Genomic DNA, 18,381 nt, shown 5'->3' on the forward strand with positions numbered 1-18,381 from the left:
CGATAGCGGTGTGTCAGATACATTTGTATCGACTGACACACCGCTATCGCGAGCAGGCTCACTCCTACAGGGGGGTTAAGTGTTGAGTTTGAGGGCTTGCCGGACCGCGCCATCAACGCTCAGCCCGCTAAGCGTCACGCCATTTGCTTGCACTTCAGGCAACACCTCCAGCACCGCCAGTGCCTCATGCTTGAGTCGCGCCAGAATCAGGCGCTTGCCCTCCTGATGCACCCGCAGGAAGAACTCCTGGATCGCCTCAATGCTGGTGCCGTCCAGATCCGGGGTTTCCTCCAGACTGAGAATCACCGTGTGCAGCGCCACGTCCGAATGACGAATCAAGTGCAAAGCTGCACCAAGAACTCGCTCGACGTTAGCAAAGAACAACGCCTCACTGGGCCGCACAATCAGCACTCCCGGCTCAGTCACCGCCGTTGGGTGACGCTGCAGATCGACAAAATCATGGCCGCCGTCGATCCGACCGAGCACCTGAATGTCCGCCGCCGACATCTGTTTGAGCATCAGCAACACGCTGATGGCCACCGACACCAGCAAGCCGTCGAGAATGCCCAGCACCAACACCGCCCCCACCGCGCACAACACCAGCAGCCGATCCCGGCGCCAGACGAAATAGCGCCCCAGCGGCTGCAGACTCAAGCCCCGCGCCAGCGCATGAACCACGATGGCCGCCAGAATCGGCTCCGGTGTCAGGGCGATCCACGGCAGCACCGTCAGCACGATCACCAGCACCACCAGCGCCGCCACCCCACCGGCCCAGCGAGAAGTCGCGCCAGCGGCCTCGTTCGCCGACGTTGCCGAATACCCGGCCCCCGCCGGCATGCCATGGAACAATCCGGACAACAAGTTCGCTGCGCCGAGCGCCAGCAGATCGCGGTTGGAGGTCACACGATCACCGTGCTTGAGGGCGAACGAACTGATCGAGCCGTACGACTCGGCGTACAGAATCATCACCAGCGCAAAACCCACCTCCCCAAGCCGCAGCCAGTCGGCAAACGGCAGCACCGGCAGGCTCGGTACCTCCAGGCTCAGGTCGATCAAACCGATCATGTTCACGCCATACGCCGGAAGGTTCAGCCATTGCCCGGCCACAATGCCGATCACCACCACCAGCAAACCGCCAGGCACCCGTGGAAAACGCGAGAACAGTCCCAACAGCACCAGCGCCACCGCTGCGACAGCCGCCGCCGGCCAGTTCCATTGCGGCAGTTGTTCGAGCAGTTGCGGGGCGAAGCGCACCAGATTGGCATCGGTCAGATGCACACCGACCACACTGGCGACCTGCTTGAGGATGATGGTCAGCGCGAGGCCGAAAGCGAAGCCGCGCAGCACCGGTTTGGCGATAAACGCAGTGACGCTGCCGAAACGAAAGATCCCCGCCAGCAAGAACAGCCCACCGGTGACCAGCACCAACCCGACCGCCAGCGTCGCGCGTAACTGCGGGTCGCCATTGGCCATGGTCGCGGTGGCCGCCGCCAGCACCGCTGCTGACGAAGACGTGGCCGAGACAATGGCAAAGCGGCTGGTGCCAAACAACCCATAGCACAGCAACCCGGCAAACAGCGCAATCACCCCGGCCTGGGGCGCCAGTGCGGCGATGGTCGAATAGGCGACCGCTTCGGGCAACAGCAGACCGGCAATCGACAGACCGGCGAGGATGTCCTGCCAGCGATTGGGTGGCTCTACTGATTGGGGCGCGCTCGACAATCCACTGTCTCCAGACGAAAAAAAGCCGCTGTGCGTATCACGCACAGCGGCCACTGTAGCTGAGTCTCTGGCGCTTTGGCTTACGCCGTCAGCGAATAAATCACCGCCGAAATGGCCACCAGACCGACCAGGGTAACGAATACGTTCGACGCCTGACCGCGATAGCGCGCCATCGCCGGTACTTTACGAATCGCGTACATCGGCATCAGGAACAGGATCGCCGCAATCACCGGACCGCCAACGGCCTCGATCATCCCGAGAATGCTCGGGTTCAGGGTTGCAACGATCCAGCACACCACCAGCATGAACGCCGCCACGATACGATCCAGCGCTTTGGCGCCCGGACGCTTGCCGCTCTTGACGATCAGGCCCTTGAGGCCTTCGCTGGCACCGATGTAGTGGCCGAGGAACGACTTGGAAATCGCCACAAAGGCAATTAACGGCGCCGCAAAGGCGATGGCCGGGTTGCTGAAGTGGTTGGCCAGGTACGACAGGATCGACAGATTCTGCGCCTTGGCTTCGGCCAGTTGTTCCGGCGACAGGGTCAGCACGCAACTGAAGACGAAGAACAGCACCATCACCACCATCAGCAGGTGGGCGCGGCAGAGGATCTGCGAGCTGCGCTGCTCCGCATTGGCACCGTAACGACGCTTCTGGTCCACCGCGAAGGCCGAGATGATCGGCGAGTGGTTGAACGAGAACACCATCACCGGAATCGCCAGCCACAGTGTGTGCAGCAGTGCCGACGGTGCCGGCACTTGCGAAGCGGTGGTGAGAATGCCGCCATTCCAGTGCGGAATCAGGTACACCGCGAGGAACAGCAACGCGACGATGAACGGATACACCATCAGGCTCATCGCCTTGACGATCGCCTGCTCGCCGCAACGCACCACGGCCAGCAGGCCGAGGATCAGCACGAACGACAGCAGCGCGCGCGGCGGCGGCGTGATGTGCAGTTGGTGTTCGAGGAAGCTGGCGACCGTGTTGGTCAGGCCGACGCTGTAGATCAGCAGGATCGGGAAGATGGCGAAGAAGTACAGCAGGGTGATCAGCGCGCCGGCCTTGATGCCGAAATGCTGCTCGACCACCTCGGTGATGTCGGCGCCTTCGCGACCGGAGAGCACGAAGCGGGTCAGGCCGCGGTGAGCGAAGAATGTCATCGGGAAGGCCAGCAGCGCGAGGATCACCAGCGGCCAGAAGCCACCCAGACCCGCGTTGATCGGCAAAAACAGGGTACCGGCGCCAATGGCCGTCCCGAACAGTCCCAACATCCACGTGGTGTCATGGCGATTCCAGCTCGACAGTTCAGCTGGTGCTGCCGCTTCATAGCGTGCGTCGACGCTATTGGCCTGATCATTCATCCGGTCGGATCTCCGCATTCCGGTCACTTGCCACTCGGTCAGGACGCGTCGGAAAAAACCGACAGACATGCTCCGGCCGAAACAGGGGCGCGATTCTCCGCGATAAATGAGCAGAAGCAAAGACTTAGCTGAGGAATGGTTGTACGGAGCAGATCAGCGGGTTGTCGTTTTCGGGAAAATGGCTGTCGGCTCCGGATACGTAAGATGTCGTTTTCCGGCAAGTTTCAGCGACAATTCCACCGGCAAGACTTGATCAGATTGATCGAGCCAGGAGAAATCCGAGTGATATGCAAAACAGGCCGAACACCAGCATTCCCCAGATTGGGTACATATCGCCCTTGTTTTTGATGCGCATTCTTTCAACGTCCTCATCGTATTCTCGATCTGCCCGTTCAATCATGGCCTGACGGTCAAATGTACTCATGGTGATTTCCTTTTTTAGAGAGGGGTCTGAATGGTACAAACGCAAACACTTAAACCTTGAGTGAACGTCCTACTACGGCTGCTGTTGCGGTCAACACCCCAGTGACTACCGCAAACGGATAAAAATACGTATCCCACCTCAACTTCTTTTCTTCCGCTATAAGCTTTTTTCTCTCGGCCGCCAGTTTCCGTATTTCACTCATCATCCTTTCGAGTTCCAGGTGTTCTCGATTGTTTTGAAGCATTTGCCTTCCTTGGCTGTTGGTAGTCACTGCCCAAGCTACTTTGTGCCTCCATGATTTCGCGTTCATCACCATTCCGGTAGCAGACGCATCCGCCAAATTCGTAGGCAAAATCCGCGAAAAACGTAGGTAGCCTCGTACAAAAACAGCTGCGAGCTCATCACCCCACACTTTCAATCTGGCCGACATGTTCTAGCGTGAGACAAGTCCCCTACCCAACGGAATCTCTGCCCATGCCCCTCGTCCGCGTCGAAATCAAAAAGCACACCGACCCCACCTTCGCCAAACGCATCGGCGAGCAGATCTACGCCGCCATGCGCAGCACCATCAATGTGCCGGAACACGATAATTTCCAGATCCTCAACGAGCACGACGGCGAGCATTTCATCTTCGACCCGCAATACCTGGGCATCCAGCGCAGCGATCAGTTGGTGATCATCCAGATCACCCTCAATGAAGGTCGGACGCTGGAGCAGAAAAAAGCCCTGTACCAGACCATCGCGCACAGCCTGAACACCCAACTGGGCATTCGCATGGAAGACGTGTTCATCAATCTGGTGGAAGTCAAAAAGGAGAATTGGTCGTTCGGCAACGGCATCGCTCAATACGCCAGTTGACAGCCCTTCGCCGCCGCCAGCATGATCGGCGGCATGAACCTTCGCCCGCTGCACCTCACCCGTACCACCCCGACCGCCACCGGCGGGTCGTGGTGTTGCTGCCTGAGGTGAATCCAGCGCAGTGAACCCAAGGCCCCGCCAGCAATGGACGGGGCCTTGCTGTTTCTCCCGTCCGTGCGGCTTTTGCAGCCCTCAAGGAGAAACATCATGTCCGCAGCATTGTTGATCATCGATATGCAGGTCGGTCTGTTCCATGGCCCGGAAAAACCCCATGACGGGGAGCGCGTGCTCGCCAACATCCAGCAGCTGATCCGCCAGGCACGCCAGCAACACGTGCCGATCTACGCCGTACGCCACACCGGCCCGACAGGTTCGCCGATTGCCGCCGGCAGCCCTTTCTGGCAATTGCTGCCGGAACTTGACCTGAATGCCGAGTCCGACCACGTGTTCGACAAGTCCCGACCCAACGCCTTCCACGGCACCGATCTGGCGCAGCAGCTCAACGCTAATCAGATCGACGACCTTTACCTGGTCGGCATGAAAACCCAGTTCTGCATCGACGCCACCTGCCGCGCCGCTGCCGATCTGGGCTTCAAACCGTTGCTGGTGGCCGACGCCCACACTTGCATGGACACCCCCGCATTACCCGCCCACATCATCATCGAGCACCATAACGCCACCCTCGGCGGAGCATTTGCACGGCTGATCAATAGCGCCGACGTGAGCTTCTGACGAAGCGCCCGCGCGCTCCCCGTTTCAGCTCCTACACTGGCTGAAGCGGGGCTGCGGCCACCATTGCCAAACCGCTCTGGAATCAGCACTCTGACAAGACTTTCGCGACCACACCGTCATAGATCACAGGAGCCGCGCAATGCCCGCCACCGTTCTGGTACTGGTTGAAACCATCAATGACTATTTGCCGATTCTCGAGCATCAGGGCTTTCATCTGATCCTCGCACCAACCCCTGCCGAACGTGCGCAAGCCATCGCCAGCCACGGCGCACGGATCGACGCGGTGCTGACCCGTGGCCCGCTGGGACTGACCGCTGAGGAAATCGCCGCCCTGCCGGCGCTGAAAATCATCACCGTGATCGGCGCCGGTTATGAACACGTTGACCTGCAGGCTGCCAGCGATCGCGGGATCACCGTGACCAATGGTGCCGGGGTCAACGCCTCGTCGGTGGCTGATCATGCGATGGCGATGCTGTTGGCGCTGGTGCGCGACATTCCGCGCTGCGACGCGGCGGTGCGCCGGGGTGAATGGCCGAAGATCATGCGCCCGTCGCTGGCCAATAAACGCCTGGGGATTCTCGGTCTGGGCGCGGTGGGCATGGCGATTGCCAAGCGTGCTCACCTCGGTTTCGACATGCAGATCAGTTATCACAACCGTCAACTGCGCAGTGATGTGCCCTATGCGTTCTGCTCGACGCCGACCGAACTGGCACGCGCCTCGGACTTTCTGATCGTCGCCACGCCGGGCGGGATTGGCACCCAGCATCTGGTGACTCGCCCGGTGCTCGACGCCCTTGGCCCGAACGGTTTCATCGTCAACATCGCGCGGGCCAGTGTGATCGCCACCGCCGAGCTGATCAGCGCCCTTGAGCAACGGCGGATTGCCGGCGCCGCACTGGACGTGTTCGATCATGAACCGCAGGTGCCGGATGCACTGAAAAGTCTGAGCAACGTGATTCTCACGCCACACGTCGCCGGCCTGTCACCCGAGGCCACCCAAGGCACGGTGGAACTGGTGGGAAAAAACCTCGTGGCGTTCTTCTCAGGGCAACCGGTGCTGACGCCGATCGCCCTGCCCCCCAGGCTCAACAACCAGCGCGTGCATTGAAAAGAGCCGGCAGCGCCCTGCTGCCGTACCTATTCGAAACGCTGATTATCCTGCAACACGCTAACCTATAAGACCGCTGCGCGCTTGTGGCCGCCCGAGTGCGCCATTAGATTAGCCAATGATGTCTGGCCTCCAAAATAAGCAGAAGGGATAAGCATGGCGCTTACTGACCAGTCCACCCGTATCCGCTCTGGCGAAGAACTCGATGCCAGCCTGATCGATCCGTACTTGAAGAGGCACATTCCGGGGCTGACCGGCACGCCGCAGATCAGCCAGTTCCCCGGCGGTGCGTCGAACCTGACTTACCTTCTGGAGTACCCGCAGCAGGAGTTCGTGCTGCGCCGGCCGCCGTTCGGCCACAAGGCCAAATCCGCCCACGACATGGGCCGCGAATTCCGCATCCTCAATCAACTGCGAGATGGTTTCCCCTACTGCCCGAAAGCCTACGTGCACTGCACCGACGAGTCAGTGATCGGCGCCGAGTTCTATGTGATGGAACGGGTCAAGGGCATCATCCTGCGCTCCGACCTGCCGCCAGAACTGGGCCTTGATGCGGCCAAGACTGAAGCACTGTGCAAGAGCTTCATCGACCGTTTCGTCGAACTGCACCGGGTTGACTACAACGCCTGCGGCCTCGGCGATCTGGGCAAACCTGAAGGCTATGTCGCCCGCCAGATCAAAGGCTGGAGCGAACGTTACGAAAAAGCCCTGACCCCGGACGCGCCGCATTGGGAGAAAGTCAAAGCCTGGCTCAACGACAAGATGCCGGCCGACCATCCGACCTCAAGCATCGTCCACAACGACTATCGCTTCGACAACGTGATCCTCGACCCGAACAACCCGATGCAGATCATCGGCGTGCTTGACTGGGAACTGACCACCCTCGGCGATCCGCTGATGGATCTGGGCAACACCCTCGCCTACTGGATTCAGGCCGATGATCCGGCACCGGTGCAACTGATGCGCCGCCAGCCGAGCCACGCCCCGGGCATGCTGACTCGACGCGAATTCGTCGATTACTACGCCGAACGCTCGGGCATCCAGATCGACAATTTCGACTTCTACTACACCTACGGCCTGTTCCGTCTGGCCGGCATCGTGCAGCAGATCTACTACCGCTTCTACCACGGCCAGACCCAGGACAAACGCTTCGCGCAGTTCATTCACATGAACAAACTGCTGGAGCACATGAGCCTGCAGGTCATTGCGAAATCGAGCCTCTGACGGCCCACACCAAGGAACCTTTATGTCCAAGACTCAGTTGTTCGACCTCGACGGCAAAATCGCATTCGTCTCCGGCGCCAGCCGTGGCATCGGTGAAGCCATCGCCAAACTGCTGGCCCAGCAAGGCGCCCACGTGATCGTCTCGAGCCGCAAGCTCGAAGGCTGCCAGCACGTCGCCGACGCGATCATCGCCGCCGGCGGCAAGGCCACCGCCGTGGCCTGCCACATTGGTGAAATGGAACAGATCAGCCAGGTCTTCGCCGGGATCAAGGAACAGTTCGGTCGCCTCGATATTCTGGTGAACAACGCGGCGACCAACCCGCAGTTCTGCAACGTGCTGGACACCGATCTGGGTGCGTTCCAGAAGACTGTAGACGTGAACATCCGTGGCTACTTCTTCATGTCGGTGGAAGCCGGCAAGCTGATGCGCGAAAACGGTGGCGGCAGCATCATCAACGTCGCCTCGATCAACGGGATTTCACCGGGCGTGTTCCAGGGCATCTACTCGGTGACCAAGGCCGCCGTGATCAACATGACCAAAGTCTTCGCCAAGGAATGCGCGCAATTCGGCATCCGCTGCAACGCCTTGCTGCCGGGCCTGACCGACACCAAATTCGCTTCGGCCTTGGTGAAGAATGACGCGATCCTCAAGCAGGCACTGACGCAGATCCCGCTCAAGCGCGTAGCCGATCCGAGTGAAATGGCCGGGGCGGTGCTGTATCTGGCAAGTGATGCATCGAGCTACACCACTGGGGTTTCGCTGAATGTGGACGGTGGGTTCCTGTCCTGATTTCTCTGACAAATCATTAACCCTGTGGGAGCGGGCTTGCTCGCGAAGTCGGAGTGTCAGGCAGCATTGCCTTGAATGACACACCGCATTCGCGAGCAAGCCCGCTCCCACAGGGGTTATCCGTAAGACAGTGACTTTGGGTAATTGCCTGACAAAGTGCACCGGCAAGCACCCCTACAGCACTACTGCGTGACACACCGGGTGGTGGTGATATGCCGAGTGACCTGCTCGTCAACATACATATCGCCAGACACCTGAGTGTTTTCCAGAGTCTGACAGGTACGCACCGGCGGTGGCGGCGGTGCAGCAGGAGGCGGTGGCGGAGGACTGGCACAGCCGCTTAACAGCGCGACAGAGAAAGCCAGCGACAACGGCAGATACACGCGTTTCCCAGGATTATTCATAGGACGACCCGCGATGAATGGAAGAGCCACTTCCGCAATCACGCACGAATACCGCGGATGACGGAAGACCTGACCACTCATTCTTTATAGCCGACCACCCTGTAAGCGCCAGTGAAATGGAGGGAGATGGAGGAATTGGCTGTCGATTTTGCGGGGAGGAAAATCTGTGTGGGAGGGGTACATCAACAAGAATTTTTTTGACTGGAAGGCCGCCATCGCTGGCAAGCCAGCTCCCACAGGGGTTGAGTATTCCTGACTGAAATGGGTCAGCTGTCAGGCCGCCTTCGCGAGCAAGCCCGCTCCCACAGTTGGGCCGGGTGCATCAGCAAAAAATTGGTCGGCTGTCAGGCCGCCATCGCCAGCAGGCTGACTCCTGCAATTCAGAGAGCGAGCCCCCCATGCGGCGAAGCCGCCCCACTCAACACAATGAGCGTTAGCTCGAGTACCGCTTTTGATCTGAGGGCCCGTCGGCAGGCTGAGTGGAGGGATTTATCCGGGGGTGGGAGCGCAGCGACCGTTTGGCGCAGCCAAACACAGCGAGAGGAGGTGCAGCGAAGCAAACCGTAGGCGCTGCCCCCCGGATGAATCCCGCAGCGAAGGAACCCGAGCCTAGGCGAGGGCCGAACGTCAGGGTAAAGCCTTTTTGGTTACTTTTTCGGCGTCTGGAAAAAGTGACCCGCCGTAAGGGCGGAACCCTAAGTGGCCGTTACCGCAGCAACGGATATACACCCAAAACAAACCAACACCAAAACCCTAGGCCATATCCGGATCCCGAGCAGCCCGCAAAGAATTGCTCTCCAACTCATACCGCAACTCATCCACCAGCGCCGCCACCGACTCAGGCGTACGCAACGCATTGAGCTTCAACCCACTGATCACCAGATCCACCTGCCCCGAATCCGGGTGATATAACTTCACCGTCAGCGAATGATCCCCATCCACTGAACACTCGCACGCCAATGGCGAAAAACTCTGTTCGAGGCTGGCGCGCAACTGCGCAAGATTCATCATGGAGCCTGTTCCTTTAGCTGTTTCGAAGGGAGACGATCCCAAGCCAAACAGGCTCGTATCGCACCCCAACAGACTAAGAACTGCCCTATCTCACCAGAACCTGCATTTGCACCGCATCAGCTAGTGCATTTGCACCTACCGCTGACCCTTCGCGCCGCGCTCGCCAGAAAACAGACCACGCTCCCGCGCCCAGACAATCGCCTCGCTGCGACTGTGTACATCAAGCTTGGAATACACGGTCGCCACATGATTGCGCACGGTGTTCGGCGCGAGTTTCAGGCGGGCGGCGATCTCCTTGTCGGCCAGGCCTTCGCAGATCAGCCCCAGCACGTCGCGCTCACGCGCCGTCAGGTCAGTGAACGACACGCTCGGCAGTTGCGGCGAGTTGACCTTCTTCACATTGGCCAGTTTTTCGATCAGCGTCCGGCTGAACCACGAAGCGTCTTTCATCACCTCTTCAATCGCCGCCACCAGCTCCAGCTCGGTGCGCTTGCGTTCGGTGATGTCCATCAGCACCAGCAGATAGCACGGCGTGTCCTGAATATTCACGGTGTCCGCAGACACCGCGCACTCCAGCAGATCCGCGTCCTTCTTGCGCACCCGCACATCGACCCGATCCACTCGTCCGCTTTTCGCCAAGGCGGTCAGCAGTCGGGCCCGCGCACCATCGTCGTCAATGAAATTCAGCTGCGTCACGGTTTTGCCGACGACGTCGTCATTCTCGTACGCCAGGGTGTCGAGGAACGCCTGATTGACATCGATCACCTGCTGTTCGTCGGCGGTACAGATCAGAATCGGCACCGGAGTCAGGCGGAACGCCTTGGCAAAGCGCTCTTCGCTCTGACGCAGCGCAACTTCGGCCTTGTGGCGCAGCTCCATGTCGACGAAGGAAAACAGCATGCAATCCTCATCATTGAGCACCAACGGCTGCCCGGCAACGATCACTTGCTTGCTGCCGCCATCGGGCAGGCGCAATTGAGCCTGCATCTGCGGAATGGTCGCCACATCGCGCAGGCGCTGGATCGCCAGATCCTTTTGCTCGGCCTGCTCGAAGATGTCGATTTCATAGGCCGAGGTGCCGATCACCTGCTCACGGGTGTAACCGGTCATCTCCAGAAACCCCGGATTGACCTTGATGTAGCGCAAATCGCTGAGGCGGCAGATCACCGCCGGCGCCGGGTTGGCATTGAAGGTCTTTTCGAAGCGCTGCTCGGCGTTCGCCCAATCGGTGACATCGCTCATGATCAGCACCAGTGACTCCGGCTGCCCTTCGCGATCAGTCAGGATCATGCTGCGCACGCTGTGCACCCAGACGTGCTCGGGATCATTCACGGCAGACACTTCGATCAGCACGTCGTTGAAGGCTTCGCAGCGTGCAGCGCGGCTGATCGGATAGTGTTCCGGGGGCACCGAATGATTGTTGCGATAGCGCAGGCTGAAGCGCTTGGCATACTCATCGGCATTAGTGCCCAGCTCACCGATCCGGCTGACACCGTGCATCGCCAGCGCCGCCTCATTGGCCCAGAGGATGCTCTGATCGAGCTCCAGCAGAATCACCCCGTCGGACAGCCCGGCGATGATCTGCTGCAGCTGGCGACGGTTGGTTTCAGTGGTCAGGACTTCCTGGCTCATTGGATCTCCACAGGGAATTCGCGTGTGAAGATTACGACCGCAGGCGTTCGTGATCGTGCCGAACTCTTCAACAACACCACAAATCCCTGTAGGAGTGAGCCTGCTCGCGATAGCGGTCTGTCAGCCACATCAACTCTGACTGACACACTGCTATCGCGAGCAGGCTCACTCCTACAGGGGATCAATGGTGATCTGAAGTTTCCACCAACTCCCGCAACGTATCGAGAAACAACCTGAGCACCGGCGAAGCATCGTCAGCGCGGTAAGTCGCATACAACGGCACCTCCGGCAGCGCCGGTGTCAGCTTGCGAAACACCAACCCAGCCGGGGCCAACTGCTCGATAGAAGCAGGCAGCAGCGCCACCCCGAAACCGGCGCGCACCAGACTGAGCAAGGTCTGCACCTCGATCACCTGCTGGCGGATCTGCGGGGTGAATCCGGCCTGAATGCAGCACTGATAAAGGAAGTTGGCGAACCGCGACTGCTTCAGTTCCAGCGCGACAAACGGTTCCTGTGCCAGATCCGCCGGGGCCAGAAGCTCGCGGCTGGCCAGCGGATGATCGGCCGGCATCACCACATGAATCGGTTCGTAGATCAACAACTCGTTGCGCAGCAACGGATCGTCATAACCCACGCGGAACACGCAGGCATCGATACGTTTTTCCTTCAACGCCTTGACCTGCGCCGCCGGGGTCATTTCATGCAGGCGCCAGTTCACCTGCGGATAGCGCTCGCGAAACAGGTGCAGGGCTCTGGGCAGCACGCCGACCATCACCGAGCTGATCATGCCGATTTCCAGCTCGCCAAGCTGCCCGCGCCCGGTCTGGCGCGTCAGGTCCAGGGCCCGTTCCAGTTGTTCGAACACCAGCGGCGCCTGCTCCTTGAGCATCTGCCCCGCCGCTGTCAGTTCGACCCGGTGGTGACTGCGCTCGAACAACGGCGTGCCCAGCTCCTCCTCCAGCAGGCGAATCTGCTGGCTCAGCGGCGGCTGGCAGATGTGCAAACGTTCGGCGGCCCGGCCGAAATGCAGCTCATCGGCCAGGGCCATGAAGTACCGCAGCAGGCGCAGGTCCATGGCGGCTTACCCCAGACTCAGCGGTGTCGAACGCTGGCGCACGCCGGTCAGCGCAAACAAGGCGTTGGCAATCGCCGGCGCCACCGACGGACTGCCCAACTCGCCTACGCCACCGGGCTTGCCCGGCTCGCCATCCAGCACCACGATGTCGGTGGCCGGCATGTCCGACATGCGGGTCACGCGGTAGTCGTGGAAATTGCTCTGCACCACCCTGCCCTGTTGAATGTCGAGGCGATCAAACAACGCATGGCCCAAGCCCCACATCAGTCCGCCGTAGATCTGCTCCTCGACCCCGCCCGGCGACACCGCCAGACCGCAATCGACCACACAGGTCAGCTTCTCGACTTTCGGCTGGCCATCGACCGTCGCGACCCGCGCCACCACTGCGATAAAACTGCTGTAACCCTGATGGGTCGCAATCCCCAGCGCAGTGCCCGGCGGTAACGGCTGGCCCCATCCGGCGCGTTCGGCAGCCTGTTTCAGCACCGCCACATGCCGTGGCCGCTCCTGCATGTTGGCCAGACGGAACGCCAGCGGATCCGCGCCTGCCGCATGGGCCAGTTCGTCCATGAAACTCTCGACGGCAAACACATTGGGAATAAAGCTCACCGAGCGATACCAGCCGCTGGGCACATGGCTTTCGTGCTTGACCCAGTTCAACTCCAGGTGCGGCGGACGGTAGGCGAAGTCCCACGCGGTGATCGCTTCGGTAGTGCTGTAATCCATGTGATCCGGGCGTTCGAAATAGCCCGGCTCCCACTGCTCCGGCGAGGCCGGTGACACCGCGTGCAGTTGCAGTGCGTTGAGTTTGCCTTGGGCATCCAGCGCGCCTCTGACCCGGTGCAGCGTCGCCGGGTGATTGAACAGTGCGTGCATTTCATCTTCGCGACTGTTCAGTAATTTCACCGGCACACCCATCTGCTGCGCCAGATACGCCACCTCGAACAACCAGTACTTGGCCTCCCGCGCGCCGAAGCTGCCGCCGGACACCAGCTCATTGATGGTGACCTTCTCCTTGGCGATGCCGCATACGGTTTGCGCGGCTTCCAGCGCCGACGACGGCACCTGCACGCCGCCCCAATAGGTGATCGCCTTGTCCTGCACGTGCGCGGTGATGCAGATTGGTTCCAGCGGGTTCTGCACCTTGTACGGCATGCGGTAATCGGCTTCGATCAGCTTCGCCGCGTGCGGCCATTGCGCGCCGACATCGCCATGCGTCATGGCTTTGATGGTTTGGCTGTTCGGGTCGGAAATAGCGGCAGCCTGGGCCTTGGCCAGTTCCGCGCTGTCGAACCCGGCCAGCGGCGAATCGCTCCATTTGATCTCCAGCACTTTGCGCCCCTGCTGCGCCGCCCAGAACGTCTCGGCCAGCACCGCGACGCCTTCCAGATTGCCGCCGAGCACGTCCGGGCGCCCGGGGACTGCAAGCACCTGGCGCACGCCCGGCACCTGCAATGCCGCCGCCGAATTCACGCTGACGACTTTCGCCCCGACCACCGGCGCGCGCTGAATCACTGCCACCAGCATCCCCGGCAACTGCACGTCGATGCTGTACTTGAAGCGTCCGCAGACCTTGGCCGCGGCATCGCGCTTGTGCCGCAGTTTGCCGATGTATTTGAACTGCGCCGGATCCTTCAGCCTGACACTGGCCGGTGCCGGCAGACGCGCCGCCACGCCGACCAGTTCGCCGTAGCCGAGGCTGCGTTTGCTGGGCAGATGAACCACCCGACCTTCTTCGGTGCTGCAGCTGTCGGGGCTGACTTTCCATTGCTTCGCCGCAGCGGCGATCAACAACGCCCGCGCTGTGGCCCCGGCCATACGCAGGCGCTCGTATTCCAGCGACACACTGGTGCTGCCGCCGGTGGAAAAGACTTTCCAGACCGGGTGAATGTAGGTGTCGAAGAACGGATCTTCCGGGGTGATGACCTGCACGGTCATCGGGTTCACATCCAGCTCTTCGGCCACACACGCGGCCAACGCCGTTTGCGTGCCGGTGCCGGAATCGTGTTTGTGCACCACCAGTTTCACTGTGCCGTCGGGGAAGATCCGCACCCAGGCGTTGGGCTCGAATTCGGTGGCCGGCGCCGGAGCTTTCGGGTCGCTGGCGGCGCTGCCGGACGGCAGATACAAGGCAATCGCCAGGCCCGAAGCCACCGTCGCCGCTTGCTTGAGAAAGACCCGGCGTGACGGTTCGAGCAAGGTGTCGTCGCGCAGGCTCATCACGCCTCCTTCGGCGCGTTCGCCGCGCGCTTGATCGCTTTGTTGATCCGCGCGTAAGTGCCGCAACGGCAGATATTGCCGGTCATCGCATTGCGGATCGAATCGTCGGTTACCGCCGCGCCGGTGTTGAGCAGCGCGGCGGCGGACATGATCTGCCCGGATTGACAGTAGCCGCATTGCGGCACATCTTCGGCGACCCAGGCCAGTTGCAGCGGATGGCTTTCGTTCGGCGACAAGCCTTCGATGGTGGTGATGCTGTGGCCCGCGACGGCGGCCAGCGGCAACTGGCAGGAACGCACCGCGACACCGTCCAGATGCACGGTGCAGGCACCGCACAGGCCCATGCCGCAGCCGAATTTGGTGCCGGTGAGTTTCAGTTGATCACGCAGTACCCATAACAAGGGCATGGAGGGGGACGCCTCATCCAGCTCGCGTCGTTCGCCGTTAACCGTGAATGCGATCATTGTCAGGCTCCAAAAGAGCGGCCCGTCTTTGTGCGGGCCTGGTGACCGATTATTGGAAGCCCACGCAACACGCGGCCAGCGACGATTTCTGCCAACCGGTGTAAGCAGGACTAACAACATGTACAAGCGATACCCGTCGGTGCAGTCCATGAGCGCGTTCATCCAAGCGGCGCGCAGCGGCAGTTTCTCCAGCGCGGCGCGCAAGCTCGACCTGACGCACAGCGCGATCAGCCAGCAGATTCGCGCACTGGAAGATTTCATCGGTCAGCCGCTGTTCGTGCGTGAAGGCGGCGGCAGCAACCTCACCGATGCCGGGCAGTTGTTTGCCAGCGTGCTAGCGGACGGGCTGGCGCAGATCGACCGGGCCCTGTCCTCGGTGAAAAACCGCAGCGTGGCGCAGCGCCTGACCCTGGACGTCGACAGTGAACTGGCGCAGAGCTGGCTCAATCCGCGTCTGCCGGAGTTGCTCGACGGACTTCCGGATTACGAGGTGACGCTGCTGTCGATGCCACGCAGTGATCGCAGCACGTTTGAGCGGGTCGATCTGGCGTTGCGTTACGGCTATGGCGATTGGGATGACTGCGAGATGACGCAGATCTGCGGCGACCGGGTGCTGGCGGTGGCTTCACCGGCGCTGCTTGAGCGCTATGGTTTGCAGTTGCCGCTGAGCCCGGCGCAGATTCTTGAATTGCCGCTGTTGGGCTATACGCGGCGCTCGTGGATACCGTGGCTGGATGCGGCCGGAATGCCCCCGGTAGAGCCAGCGGCGCGGGTGATTTTCGATAATGCGGCGAACCTGATTGCGGCGGCTGAAGCCGGGGTTGGTGCCGGGCTGGTGCGCGGTTTACTCGCCGCCGATGCGTTGCGCAATGGGCGGCTGGTGGCGTTGAACGAGGCGCAGATTGCTGCGCATTACAACCTGTATGCGGTTTGGCCGCATGGGCAGGCCGAGCGTGTGGCGCCGGTGGTTGAGGTCATCAAACAGTTGGCTCTGTGTACGCTTGAGAACGCTGCCCTCACCCTAGCCCTCTCCCAGAGGTAGAGGGGACCGATTGGGGAATATTGACGAATTACGCCGACGTGAAAGCTCAGCTGTGAATCCATAATCGACTGGATCTTTCAGGTCGATGTAAACCGAAAGACACCTCCGTAGGTTTCCTCTCCCTCCGGGAGAGGGCTAGGGTGAGGGCAAGGCTCTTGATCCAAGGCCCATATCCCAGAAGTATCACCACCCCACCCAATTAATATTGTACGAACCCTCCCCCGCCTTCCAATACTCGTCCTCAGCAACCACCCACCCGGGCCGGATGCGAACAGGCGAGGGAATGCGCGATTGCTGCGCATAGAAATGGCCGATAGCCCGGGGCGTGGATGCCGAGAGCCGCAAGGCTCCCTTCCCCGCTATCAGGAGATCGACTTCAATGATCATCGATATCAGCTGCTATCCCACGGATCTCGTGGACCTCGCCTGGAGGCATGACGGTGACCCGTTCACCGGCGAGCGTTTGCTGGAGATGATGGATGGCCCGTACATGGTCAACGGCAAACCTCGCCGGATCGACAAAGCCTTCATCCAGCCGCCGCAGGGCAACACCATTTACACCTGGACCGACGGCGAACTCTCGGGCCGCGAATCCATCGACGCCTACATGGCCTACACCCTGAAAATGGTGCAGACCTACCCCGATCGTTTCATCGGCTGCTTCGTCTACAACCCGCGCTGCGGTGTGGAAAACGGCGTCGAGGCGATCGAGCGCTACGTCAAGGAGCACGGTTTCAAGATGGTGCAGATGCAGGCCAATATGCACGCCTACCGGCCTGATCGTGCACTGGACTGGGTCCGCCCGTGCTTCGAGAAATGCGCCGAACTGGGCATCCCGGTCAAGCTGCACACTGGCGACGGGCCGTACAGCATTCCGTCGGAATGGGTGCCGATGATCAAGGAGTTCCCCAACGTGAATTTCATCATGGCCCACTTCGGCGTGCAGACCGGCGGGGTCTACGTATTCGAACCGATGCAATGGGCGATGGAACTGCCCAACGTCTATTGCGAATCCGGCTGGTGCCTGCAATCGCGGATCGTCGAGTTCGCCAAGGTCTTGCCAACGCACAAGATCCTGTTCGGCACCGACACCCCGCCGAACGAACCGGGCATGTGGCTGCGCCTGCTCGAAGTGCTGTGCCACGAGCCGCCGCAAGGCCTGAACCTCGACGAAGACACCCTCGAGGAATACCTGGGCAACAACACCGCGCGGATGATCGGCCTCGAACCGACCCCGCCGCCGCGTTCCGTTTCCGAAGCAGAGGCGCAACTCAAGCGCCCCGTCACCACGCAACTGGCCAGGAGCTGAACCGATGATCATCGACACCCATCTGCACCCCACCAATCTGGTCGACGAAGCCTGGCGCCACACCGGCGAACCGTTCACCGGCGAGCGCATGCTCAAACTGATGGACGGCCCGTACATGATCAACGGCAAACCGCGCCGCATCGACATGGGCTTCATCCAGCCGCCACCGGGCAACACCGGTTATCGCGACGGTAACCGCCGTGGCCGCGAGGGCGTGCGTGACTACATGTCGTACGTCGCCGAACTCTGTGTGAAGTACCCGGATCGCTTCATCGGCAACTTCAACTTCAACCCGCGCTGGGGACCGGAAAACGGTGCGGCGGAGCTGGAATTCCACATCAAGGAATACGGCTTCAAGATGCTCAAGCTGCACGCCAACATGCACGGCTATCGCCCGGATCGGGCGCTGGACTGGTTGCGTCCGGCGATGAAAGTCTGCGCCAAGTACAACATCGTGGTGCTGATCCATACCGGCGACGGCCCGTACACCATTCCGACGATGTTCTACCCGATCATCCGTGAGTTCCCGATGGTCAATTTCATCATCGGCCACTTCGGCATCCAGACCGGCGGCAACTACTCGTTCGAGGCGTTCTGGATGGCGATGGACACGCCGAACGTGTACTGCGAATCGGGTTGGTGCTTCCAGTCGCGGATCGTCGAATTCGCCAAGGAACTGCCGCGCAACAAGATCGTGTTCGGCACCGACTCGCCGCCGAACGAACCGGGCATGTGGCTGCGCGAGCTGGAGGTGTTGTGCTCGCCGGCACCGCAGGGCTTGGGCATCGATGAGGATCATCTGGAGGACTACCTGGGCAACAACATCGCCCGGTTGTGCGGGATCGAGCCGACGCCACCGCCGAAGGATCTGGTTGAGGCGGATATTCGTCTGACCACCACGTACTTGTAGCCACACACAATCCATGTGGGAGCGGGCTTGCTCGCGAAAGCGGTGCTTCATTCAACAATGAAGGTGGCTGATCCACCGCATTCGCGAGCAAGCCC

At 60.8% G+C, this 18,381-nt stretch carries 17 protein-coding genes; 8 read left to right on the forward strand and 9 right to left on the reverse strand.

From position 1 onward, the window contains the following. Positions 1 to 75 precede the first annotated feature (75 nt). The 4 genes from QMX91_RS19090 to QMX91_RS31490 form a co-directional block, all read right to left on the reverse strand. On the reverse strand, positions 76 to 1,722 hold the full coding sequence (locus QMX91_RS19090; protein ID WP_282413191.1) for a SulP family inorganic anion transporter: 1,647 nt from the start codon (positions 1,720 to 1,722) through the stop codon (positions 76 to 78). Positions 1,723 to 1,802: 80 nt separating this feature from the next. Then, entirely contained in the window at positions 1,803 to 3,083 is a 1,281-nt protein-coding gene (locus QMX91_RS19095) for an HAAAP family serine/threonine permease (RefSeq protein ID WP_027613177.1), read from the reverse strand. Positions 3,084 to 3,336: 253 nt separating this feature from the next. Next, positions 3,337 to 3,507, reverse strand: a complete 171-nt coding sequence (locus QMX91_RS19100) for a hypothetical protein (protein ID WP_282413192.1) — start codon at positions 3,505 to 3,507, stop codon at positions 3,337 to 3,339. 49 nt (positions 3,508 to 3,556) lie between these two features. Next, positions 3,557 to 3,937 (reverse strand): hypothetical protein, encoded by a 381-nt coding sequence (locus QMX91_RS31490; RefSeq protein ID WP_349016838.1) that lies wholly within the window; start codon positions 3,935 to 3,937, stop codon positions 3,557 to 3,559. A 44-nt stretch (positions 3,938 to 3,981) separates the two neighbouring features. Between QMX91_RS31490 and QMX91_RS19110 the strand changes: the two genes are divergently transcribed. From QMX91_RS19110 to QMX91_RS19130, 5 genes are all read left to right on the forward strand, one after another. Next, positions 3,982 to 4,365, forward strand: coding sequence for a tautomerase family protein (locus QMX91_RS19110; protein WP_098968251.1), 384 nt, complete (start codon positions 3,982 to 3,984; stop codon positions 4,363 to 4,365). Between the two features lie 207 nt (positions 4,366 to 4,572). Next, a complete protein-coding gene (locus QMX91_RS19115) occupies positions 4,573 to 5,097 on the forward strand; it encodes a cysteine hydrolase family protein (protein WP_282413193.1) in 525 nt (174 codons plus the stop codon). 139 nt (positions 5,098 to 5,236) lie between these two features. After that, entirely contained in the window at positions 5,237 to 6,205 is a 969-nt protein-coding gene (locus tag QMX91_RS19120; protein WP_150369612.1) for a 2-hydroxyacid dehydrogenase, read from the forward strand. A gap of 156 nt (positions 6,206 to 6,361) precedes the next feature. Then, positions 6,362 to 7,429, forward strand: a complete 1,068-nt coding sequence (locus tag QMX91_RS19125; protein ID WP_096795931.1) for a phosphotransferase family protein — start codon at positions 6,362 to 6,364, stop codon at positions 7,427 to 7,429. A gap of 22 nt (positions 7,430 to 7,451) precedes the next feature. After that, positions 7,452 to 8,219 carry an SDR family oxidoreductase gene (locus QMX91_RS19130; RefSeq protein WP_007965755.1) on the forward strand — a complete coding sequence of 256 codons (768 nt, stop codon included), beginning with the start codon at positions 7,452 to 7,454 and terminating at the stop codon, positions 8,217 to 8,219. Between the two features lie 1,157 nt (positions 8,220 to 9,376). On the opposite strand, the gene QMX91_RS19135 is transcribed toward QMX91_RS19130, so the two are convergent. The 5 genes from QMX91_RS19135 to QMX91_RS19155 all read right to left on the reverse strand — a co-directional run bounded on the left by QMX91_RS19135 (position 9,377) and on the right by QMX91_RS19155 (position 15,025). Further along, positions 9,377 to 9,634 (reverse strand): DUF1652 domain-containing protein, encoded by a 258-nt coding sequence (locus tag QMX91_RS19135; RefSeq protein WP_096795930.1) that lies wholly within the window; start codon positions 9,632 to 9,634, stop codon positions 9,377 to 9,379. 135 nt (positions 9,635 to 9,769) lie between these two features. Beyond that, positions 9,770 to 11,266 (reverse strand): helix-turn-helix transcriptional regulator, encoded by a 1,497-nt coding sequence (locus QMX91_RS19140; protein ID WP_282413194.1) that lies wholly within the window; start codon positions 11,264 to 11,266, stop codon positions 9,770 to 9,772. Positions 11,267 to 11,447: 181 nt separating this feature from the next. Then, the gene (locus QMX91_RS19145) at positions 11,448 to 12,341 is read right to left on the reverse strand and encodes a LysR substrate-binding domain-containing protein (protein WP_134786080.1); all 894 of its coding nucleotides are present in this window, start codon (positions 12,339 to 12,341) and stop codon (positions 11,448 to 11,450) included. A gap of 6 nt (positions 12,342 to 12,347) precedes the next feature. After that, on the reverse strand, positions 12,348 to 14,561 hold the full coding sequence (locus tag QMX91_RS19150; RefSeq protein ID WP_282413195.1) for a molybdopterin cofactor-binding domain-containing protein: 2,214 nt from the start codon (positions 14,559 to 14,561) through the stop codon (positions 12,348 to 12,350). Beyond that, on the reverse strand, positions 14,561 to 15,025 hold the full coding sequence (locus QMX91_RS19155; protein WP_027613188.1) for a (2Fe-2S)-binding protein: 465 nt from the start codon (positions 15,023 to 15,025) through the stop codon (positions 14,561 to 14,563). Before QMX91_RS19155 ends, QMX91_RS19150 begins: the two co-directional genes overlap by 1 nt. Positions 15,026 to 15,143: 118 nt before the next feature. Here QMX91_RS19155 and QMX91_RS19160 point away from each other — a divergent pair, with 118 nt between their 5' ends. The 3 genes from QMX91_RS19160 to QMX91_RS19170 all read left to right on the forward strand — a co-directional run bounded on the left by QMX91_RS19160 (position 15,144) and on the right by QMX91_RS19170 (position 18,286). Further along, the gene (locus QMX91_RS19160; protein ID WP_282413196.1) at positions 15,144 to 16,067 is read left to right on the forward strand and encodes a LysR substrate-binding domain-containing protein; all 924 of its coding nucleotides are present in this window, start codon (positions 15,144 to 15,146) and stop codon (positions 16,065 to 16,067) included. 379 nt (positions 16,068 to 16,446) lie between these two features. Continuing rightward, positions 16,447 to 17,376, forward strand: a complete 930-nt coding sequence (locus QMX91_RS19165; RefSeq protein WP_007965237.1) for an amidohydrolase family protein — start codon at positions 16,447 to 16,449, stop codon at positions 17,374 to 17,376. 4 nt (positions 17,377 to 17,380) lie between these two features. Then, the gene (locus tag QMX91_RS19170; protein WP_003224037.1) at positions 17,381 to 18,286 is read left to right on the forward strand and encodes an amidohydrolase family protein; all 906 of its coding nucleotides are present in this window, start codon (positions 17,381 to 17,383) and stop codon (positions 18,284 to 18,286) included. Positions 18,287 to 18,381: the final 95 nt, after the last annotated feature.

It is taken from the genome of Pseudomonas sp. PS01299, assembly GCF_029960145.1.
GTDB classification, from domain to species: Bacteria; Pseudomonadota; Gammaproteobacteria; order Pseudomonadales; family Pseudomonadaceae; genus Aquipseudomonas; species Aquipseudomonas putida_A.

Bases quoted from the DNA above. Each gene is read 5' to 3' on its own strand.
- QMX91_RS19160 (WP_282413196.1), top strand. From the start codon at position 15,144: ATGTACAAGCGATACCCGTCGGTGCAGTCCATGAGCGCGTTCATCCAA.
- QMX91_RS19150 (WP_282413195.1), bottom strand. From the start codon at position 14,561: ATGAGCCTGCGCGACGACACCTTGCTCGAACCGTCACGCCGGGTCTTT.
- QMX91_RS19125 (WP_096795931.1), top strand. From the start codon at position 6,362: ATGGCGCTTACTGACCAGTCCACCCGTATCCGCTCTGGCGAAGAACTC.
- QMX91_RS19095 (WP_027613177.1), bottom strand. From the start codon at position 3,083: ATGAATGATCAGGCCAATAGCGTCGACGCACGCTATGAAGCGGCAGCA.
- QMX91_RS19115 (WP_282413193.1), top strand. From the start codon at position 4,573: ATGTCCGCAGCATTGTTGATCATCGATATGCAGGTCGGTCTGTTCCAT.
- QMX91_RS19110 (WP_098968251.1), top strand. From the start codon at position 3,982: ATGCCCCTCGTCCGCGTCGAAATCAAAAAGCACACCGACCCCACCTTC.
- QMX91_RS19140 (WP_282413194.1), bottom strand. From the start codon at position 11,266: ATGAGCCAGGAAGTCCTGACCACTGAAACCAACCGTCGCCAGCTGCAG.
- QMX91_RS19145 (WP_134786080.1), bottom strand. From the start codon at position 12,341: ATGGACCTGCGCCTGCTGCGGTACTTCATGGCCCTGGCCGATGAGCTG.
- QMX91_RS19165 (WP_007965237.1), top strand. From the start codon at position 16,447: ATGATCATCGATATCAGCTGCTATCCCACGGATCTCGTGGACCTCGCC.
- QMX91_RS31490 (WP_349016838.1), bottom strand. From the start codon at position 3,937: ATGTCGGCCAGATTGAAAGTGTGGGGTGATGAGCTCGCAGCTGTTTTT.
- QMX91_RS19130 (WP_007965755.1), top strand. From the start codon at position 7,452: ATGTCCAAGACTCAGTTGTTCGACCTCGACGGCAAAATCGCATTCGTC.
- QMX91_RS19100 (WP_282413192.1), bottom strand. From the start codon at position 3,507: ATGAGTACATTTGACCGTCAGGCCATGATTGAACGGGCAGATCGAGAA.
- QMX91_RS19170 (WP_003224037.1), top strand. From the start codon at position 17,381: ATGATCATCGACACCCATCTGCACCCCACCAATCTGGTCGACGAAGCC.
- QMX91_RS19155 (WP_027613188.1), bottom strand. From the start codon at position 15,025: ATGATCGCATTCACGGTTAACGGCGAACGACGCGAGCTGGATGAGGCG.
- QMX91_RS19120 (WP_150369612.1), top strand. From the start codon at position 5,237: ATGCCCGCCACCGTTCTGGTACTGGTTGAAACCATCAATGACTATTTG.
- QMX91_RS19135 (WP_096795930.1), bottom strand. From the start codon at position 9,634: ATGATGAATCTTGCGCAGTTGCGCGCCAGCCTCGAACAGAGTTTTTCG.